We start from the raw sequence: 6,655 nt of genomic DNA on the forward strand, positions 1-6,655 counted from the left end.
CCGTAGCAGAGCCCGTTGCAGGACCACGTCCACAGCGATCCGCATCCGCTGTCGGAGCGCACGCACGAGTTCTCCACCCAGATGCAGGAGCTGCCCCAGCACTTGTCGCTGTAGGTGTTGCACTCGCAGTCCGGCAGCGCGGTGGCCTCGACCGGTCCCAGGGTGGCCAGCAGCGCGTTCGACGCGGCCGGCTCGAAGGCGGCACGGGCGTCGGCGTCGATACGGCGCATCTCCTCGGTGCCCCGGCGGCCCCGCTCGAACTGGAACGTCGACACGTCCGACGCCGCGGCCCGGGCCCGGTCCACCACCCTGGCCTGAGCGGGCGTCAGGCCGGGGTGGGCGGACCGCCACCTGTCGATGTGCTCGACCCACAGCGCGCTGCGTGCCTCGGCGGGCAGCGACTGGAACACCGCCCGCCGATGGGCGACCGGCAGGGCGGCCACGTCGTCGTAGCGGGTCGGCAGCCGGTCGGCGTTCCGGCCCACCCATTCCTGGGCCGCCGCCGCGTCCTTGTCCTGCGCGAACGCCGGGGTCGTGCCCTTCACCAGCACGGCCGCGGCGACCGCGAGGCCTCCGCCCAGGCGCAGGAACTCGGCACGCCCCAGCCTGCCCCGGCCCGTCGTGCCCTCGGCGCGCGCCTGTCCCAGGGCACGCAGCACCTTCACCGAGGAACGCGGTCCCAGCCGCCGGGCCAGCGGCACGGCGAGCGCGGCACCCGTCCAGGCACGCACCCGAGTGTCCGGCCCGGCACCCTCGCCCCCGCGCACGGCCAGCAGCGTGGGCACCCAGGGCGCGTCCGGGCCCAGCGCCCGCTCGCGCAGGTCGCGGACGTCCTGACGCCCGAGCGGCACCACTTCCAGCTTGCCGTCGCACGCCTCGTACACGATCGACGAGATGGTGCGACAGGCCCCGCACGAACTGTCGAAGGCCAGCATCCAGCGCACGCCGGATTCACGCATGGAGAACACTCCCGTCCTCCGCGTCGCCGCCCGGCGACGCGGTCGCCGTGGTCAGTTGAAGCAGAGTCCGTTGCACGGATAGATGTAGAGACTTCCGCAGCCCGCGCTCGTGTGGCGGCAGCCGTTGTCGATGCAGTCGCCGTCCCAGCCGCAGTACACGTCGATCCGGTTGCACTCGCAGTTGGGCGGGGGCGGCGCCGCCTCGGACGCCGGGCCCAGCACCGCCAGCATCGCCCGCGCCCCGTCCGGGCCGAAGGCCTCGCGGGCCGCCCGGCCGAGCTCCGCGACCTCGGCGGGCGGCTCGCCCTCGAAGGTCGCCGGGTCGGAGGCGACGGCCAGGGCCCGGTCCAGGATCCGCCGCTGCGCCGGGCTCAGCTCCGGGCGGCCGGCATCGAAGCGCCGCAGATGCTCGGCCCACAGTCCGCTGCGGGCCTTCGGCGGCAGCGCCTCGTGGATCGCGCGCCGATGGCTCAGCGGGTGCGCGACCACGTCGTCGTAGGTGGTGGGCAGCGCGCCGCGGTGGGCGAGCACCCAGCGGCGGGCCGCCTCGTGCTCGTTCTCGGCGAAGGCGGGAGTGCTGCCGCGCATGATCACACCGGCCGCCACCACCAGACCGGCCCCGGCCCGCAGGAACTGCGCCCGCCGGAGGGTCCGCCCCGTGACCGGACGGTCGGCGGTGTGCTGGGCGTCCGCCCGGCGCAGGTCGCCCAGGGCACGCAGGACACGCAGCGTGGAGCGCGGGCCGAGCCGCCGCAGAAGCGGCGGCGTCATCGCCGCCCCGGTCCAGGCCCGCACCCGGCCGGTGCCCGCCCGCAGCAGGGTCGGAGCCCAGGGGGCGTCCGAGCCGTAGGCCTGCTCGCGCCAGTCCCGTACCCGGGTGTCGTCCAGCGGCAGCACCTCGAGCTTGCCGTCGCAGGCGTGGGAGACGGCGCTGGAGATCTTGCGGCAGGTCGCGCACGACCCGTCGAAGGCGAGCACCCAGCGCGGTTCCGGTTTCTCCATGGCAGCATCCCCTTTGTCCGCCCGGCGGTCGACATCGCTGAGGCAGAGTCTGGGCAGCGGGGCGGATCCGGCGCACCGCCTTTAGAGCGCCTTCGAAAGGCCCTCGTCCGCTGGGGCGTCAAACGGCCGAGCCGTGGCGCCCCTCCAGCAGGGCGGCCCCGAGCGGGGTGGTGGTGTGCAGAACGGCGTTGCCCAGCCGGTGGGTGCTGAGCAGGCCCGCGTCCCGCAGTACGGAGGCGTGGTAGCTGGCGGTGGCGACGGAGACGCCGGTGCCGTGGGCCAGCTCCGTGGTCGTGGCGCCGTTCTCCGAGGCGTGGCGGAGGATCTCCGCCCGGGTCCGCCCCAGGAGCGCGACCAGCGACCGCGACGGCGCCCGGGTGTCGCCGGCCGCCGGGTCGGCCGGGTTCAGGGCGCCCTGGTGCGTCATGGGATAGACGACGACCGGGGGCAGCGCGGCATCCTTCAGCACGGTCGGATAGCGCCAGCAGAAGTAGGACGGCAGCACCAGCAGTCCGCGCCCCCGCAGATGCACGTCCCGCTCCACGCGCAGCCCGCCCACCGTCAGTACCGGGGGCCGCCAGTGGAGTTCGGGGTGCAGCGCGCCGAGCAGGTTCCCGGCGCCCGGCGTCCGGGTGCGCAGGGCGCGTTCGGCCTCGAAGCGGGCGCGGACATGATCCCAGTAGGGCGCCAGACCGGCCCTGACGTAGGTCCGCAGCGTCCGCCCCAGATGGTGGACCGCCGCCCCGTCGCCGTCCGCCAGAGCCCGGCCCCATGGCGGGAGCCTGCGCCCGTCGGCCGAGAGTTCGAGCAGGTCGTGGCGTAATCGCGCGCGGGGCGTGGACAGCAGGGCGTCGATCCCCGGCTCCAGACCTCCCTCGCCGGCGGCGGGCGTGAGGAAGTCCGGCGAGTAGCCGACCGGCGGGGCCAGGCGCAGCAACTGGCGTTCGGGAGCGCCGAGGGCCGGGCGGACCCGGGCCCGCCAGCGGCCGAAGACCGCCCAGCCGTCCCGGGTCTGGAGCATGTGCATGCTCTGCAGGGCTTCCCACATCGGGTCGGGCGCCTGGGCGAACCTGATGCGGCTGAGGTCGTCGTCGGTGAAGTGAATGCGCAGGGCCATGCGAGCCATCCCCGTGGACACCGCGGGCATCCCCCGTGGTGGCCGCAACATACCCACGTCGGGTACGGCCCCATACGCCTTGTTCCGGCCACGGAGCCCCACAGCGCGGCTTGAGCGGTCATGATCTGCATACCGGTTCCACTGCGTTGCATAAAACTGCGGCGCAACGTATAGTCATGCCCTCTAAGGAGGAGGTTCCATGGCGGTACGTGCGGCAGTGGCCGGAGCGAGTGGATACGCGGGCGGGGAACTGCTGCGTCTGCTGCTGGCCCACCCCGAGGTAGAGATCGGCGCCCTCACCGGCAACTCCAACGCGGGGCAGAAGCTCGGTGCGCTCCAGCCGCATCTGCTGCCCCTGGCCGGGCGAGTGCTCCAGGAGACCACCCCCGAGGTCCTCGCCGGTCACGACGTCGTCTTCCTCGCACTGCCGCACGGGCAGTCCGCCGCCGTCGCCGAGCGGCTCGGCCCCGACGTGCTGGTGGTCGACATGGGCGCGGACTTCCGGCTGACGGACGCCGCCGCCTGGGAGAAGTTCTACGGCTCGCCGCACGCCGGAACCTGGCCCTACGGCCTTCCCGAACTGCCGGGTGCCCGCTCCGCGCTGGAGGGGTCCAAGCGCATCGCGGTGCCCGGTTGCTACCCGACCGCCGTCTCCCTGGCCCTCTTCCCGGCGTACGCCGCCGGACTCGCCGGGAACGAGGCCGTGATCGTCGCCGCCTCCGGCACCTCCGGCGCGGGCAAGGCGCCCAAGCCCCACCTGCTGGGCAGCGAGGTCATGGGGTCGATGACCCCGTACGGCGTCGGCGGCGGGCACCGGCACACGCCCGAGATCACCCAGAACCTCAGCGCGGCCGCCGGCGAGCCGGTCTCCGTGTCGTTCACGCCCACCCTGGCGCCGATGCCGCGCGGGATCCTCGCCACATGCAGCGCTGCCGCGAAGGAGGGCGTCACGGCCGAGTCCGTGCGCGCCGCCTACGAGAAGGCCTACGCCGACGAGCCCTTCGTGCACCTGCTCCCCGAGGGACAGTGGCCCGCCACGGCGTCCGTCTACGGTTCGAACGCCGTTCAGGTGCAGGTCGCGTACGACGCGGCCGCCGGACGGATCATCGTGATCAGCGCCATCGACAATCTCACCAAGGGCACCGCGGGCGGTGCCGTCCAGAGCATGAACATCGCCCTCGGTCTCGACGAGACCACGGGACTGACGACGATCGGAGTTGCGCCGTGAGTGTGACGGCAGCACAGGGATTCACGGCGGCCGGGATCGCCGCCGGGATCAAGGAGAACGGCAACCCCGACCTGGCCCTCGTGGTCAACACCGGCCCCCGCCGCGCCGCCGCAGGCGTCTTCACCGCCAACCGTGTGAAGGCCGCGCCGGTCCTGTGGTCCGAGCAGGTGCTGAAGAGCGGCCAGGTGTCCGCCGTCGTCCTCAACTCCGGTGGCGCCAACGCCTGTACGGGTCCGAAGGGCTTCCAGGACGCGCACGCCACGGCCGAGAAGGCAGCCGAGGTGCTCGGCCGCGGTGCCATCGAGGTCGCCGTCTGCTCGACCGGCCTCATCGGCCTCCTCCTGCCGATGGACAAGCTGCTCCCGGGCGTCGAGACAGCCGCCGCCCAGCTCTCCGAGCATGGCGGTGAGAAGGCCGCGATCGCCATCAAGACCACCGACACCGTCCACAAGACGTCCGTCGTGACCAAGGACGGCTGGACCGTCGGCGGCATGGCCAAGGGCGCGGGCATGCTCGCCCCCGGCCTCGCCACCATGCTCGTCGTCCTCACCACCGACGCGGACCTGGACGACGCGGTCCTGGACAAGGCCCTGCGGGCGGCCACCCGGACGACCTTCGACCGGGTCGACTCCGACGGCTGCATGTCCACGAACGACACCGTGCTGCTGCTCGCCTCCGGCGCCGCCGAAGTCACCCCCGGGTACGAGGAGTTCGCCGAGGCCGTACGGCAGGTCTGCGACGACCTCGGTCAGCAGCTCATCCGGGACGCCGAGGGCGCAAGCAAGGACATCAAGGTCGAGGTGATCAACGCCGCGACCGAGGACGACGCCGTCGAGGTGGGCCGCTCCATCGCCCGCAACAACCTCCTCAAGTGCGCCATCCACGGTGAGGACCCCAACTGGGGCCGCGTGCTCTCCGCGATCGGCACCACCAAGGCCGAGTTCGGGCCCGACCGGCTCAACGTCGCCATCAACGGCGTCTGGGTCTGCAAGAACGGCGGCGTCGGCGAGGACCGCGACAAGGTCGACATGCGCTACCGCGAGGTGCACATCGTCGCCGACCTCGCCGCCGGGTCCGAGACGGCCACCATCTGGACCAACGACCTCACCGCCGACTACGTCCACGAGAACAGCGCCTACTCCTCATGAGCGTCACGCGTAAGCACACCGCCCTGCCCAAGGCGCAGATCCTCATCGAGGCGCTGCCGTGGCTGGTCAGGCACAACGGCAAGACCGTCGTCATCAAGTTCGGCGGCAACGCCATGATCGACGAGGACCTGAAGGCCGCCTTCGCCCAGGACGTGGTGTTCCTGCACCACGCCGGCCTCAAGCCCGTCGTGGTGCACGGCGGCGGCCCGCAGATCAGTGCCGCCCTCGACCAGCACGGCATCGTCAGCGAGTTCAAGGCGGGCCTGCGGGTGACCACCGAGGACGCCATGGACGTGGTCCGCATGGTGCTGGCCGGTCAGGTCCAGCGCGAGCTGGTCGGGCTGCTCAACCAGCACGGCCCGCTGGCCGTCGGCCTGACCGGCGAGGACGCCCACACCATCTCCGCCACCAAGCACCAGCCCGAGATCGACGGGGAACTCGTCGACATCGGCCGGGTAGGCGAGATCACCGCGATCGACACGGGCGCCATCGAGGCCCTGCTCGCCGACGGCCGGATCCCGGTCGTCTCCTCGATCGCCCGCTCCCAGGACGACGGGCATGTCTACAACGTCAATGCCGATACGGCGGCTTCGGCACTCGCTGCCGCACTGGGCGCCGAAACACTCATGGTCCTCACGGACGTCGAGGGACTCTACGAGGACTGGCCGAACAGCGACGAGGTGATCAGCCGCCTCACGGCCTCCGAGCTGGAGCGGCTCCTGCCGGACCTGTCCTCCGGCATGGTGCCGAAGATGGAGGGCTGCCTGCACGCCGTACGGGGCGGCGTCACCACCGCCCGTGTCATCGACGGGCGGGTCCAGCACTCGATCCTGCTGGAGATCTTCACCGACGAGGGCATCGGCACGATGGTCGTGCCCGACGAGAAGCCCGGGGGACCGGGCGAACAGGGGGAGTCATGAGCAATGGGGAACTGACCGCGCGGTGGCAGGGCGCGCTCATGAACAACTACGGCACGCCGCTGCTGCCCCTGGTGAGCGGCGAGGGCAGCCGCGTCCGGGACGCCGAGGGCAACTCCTACCTCGACTTCGTCGGCGGCATCGCGACCAATGCCCTCGGCCACGCCCACCCGGCGATCGTCGAGGCCGTGAGCCGGCAGATCGGCTCCCTCGGCCACGTCTCCAACTTCTTCATGGCCGAGCCCACCGTCGCCCTCGCCGAGCGGCTGCTCCGGCTCTTCGGC

Annotated in this window: 7 protein-coding genes; 4 read left to right on the forward strand and 3 right to left on the reverse strand. The window is 72.4% G+C overall.

From position 1 onward, the window contains the following. The 3 genes from ACFTZL_RS38595 to ACFTZL_RS38605 all read right to left on the reverse strand — a co-directional run. Window positions 1–959 (reverse strand): bacteriocin fulvocin C-related protein (locus ACFTZL_RS38595; protein WP_382593234.1); only part of this gene is annotated, 959 nt, incomplete at its 3' end. Window positions 960–1,010: 51 nt separating this feature from the next. Further along, window positions 1,011–1,961: a bacteriocin fulvocin C-related protein gene (locus ACFTZL_RS38600; RefSeq protein ID WP_382593237.1), complete on the reverse strand. Its 951-nt coding sequence runs from the start codon at window positions 1,959–1,961 to the stop codon at window positions 1,011–1,013. Window positions 1,962–2,079: 118 nt separating this feature from the next. After that, a complete protein-coding gene (locus ACFTZL_RS38605; protein WP_382593240.1) occupies window positions 2,080–3,078 on the reverse strand; it encodes a helix-turn-helix domain-containing protein in 999 nt (332 codons plus the stop codon). A gap of 199 nt (window positions 3,079–3,277) precedes the next feature. Here ACFTZL_RS38605 and argC point away from each other — a divergent pair, with 199 nt between their 5' ends. From argC to ACFTZL_RS38625, 4 genes are all read left to right on the forward strand, one after another. Beyond that, entirely contained in the window at window positions 3,278–4,306 is a 1,029-nt protein-coding gene (argC, locus tag ACFTZL_RS38610; RefSeq protein ID WP_382593243.1) for an N-acetyl-gamma-glutamyl-phosphate reductase, read from the forward strand. Continuing rightward, window positions 4,303–5,454, forward strand: a complete 1,152-nt coding sequence (argJ, locus tag ACFTZL_RS38615) for a bifunctional glutamate N-acetyltransferase/amino-acid acetyltransferase ArgJ (protein WP_382593246.1) — start codon at window positions 4,303–4,305, stop codon at window positions 5,452–5,454. Before argC ends, argJ begins: the two co-directional genes overlap by 4 nt. Continuing rightward, entirely contained in the window at window positions 5,451–6,374 is a 924-nt protein-coding gene (argB, locus tag ACFTZL_RS38620) for an acetylglutamate kinase (RefSeq protein WP_382593249.1), read from the forward strand. Before argJ ends, argB begins: the two co-directional genes overlap by 4 nt. Continuing rightward, a partial coding sequence (locus ACFTZL_RS38625) for an aminotransferase class III-fold pyridoxal phosphate-dependent enzyme (RefSeq protein WP_382593252.1) occupies window positions 6,371–6,655 on the forward strand: 285 nt, incomplete at its 3' end. The genes argB and ACFTZL_RS38625, both read left to right, overlap by 4 nt.

It is taken from the genome of Streptomyces sp. NPDC056948 (genome assembly GCF_042674225.1).
Lineage (GTDB): Bacteria > Actinomycetota > Actinomycetes > Streptomycetales > Streptomycetaceae > Streptomyces > Streptomyces purpurascens.

Coding starts and splice junctions, on each gene's coding strand:
- argC (WP_382593243.1), top strand. CDS start 3,278: ATGGCGGTACGTGCGGCAGTGGCCGGAGCGAGTGGATACGCGGGCGGG.
- argB (WP_382593249.1), top strand. CDS start 5,451: ATGAGCGTCACGCGTAAGCACACCGCCCTGCCCAAGGCGCAGATCCTC.
- ACFTZL_RS38605 (WP_382593240.1), bottom strand. CDS start 3,078: ATGGCCCTGCGCATTCACTTCACCGACGACGACCTCAGCCGCATCAGG.
- ACFTZL_RS38600 (WP_382593237.1), bottom strand. CDS start 1,961: ATGGAGAAACCGGAACCGCGCTGGGTGCTCGCCTTCGACGGGTCGTGC.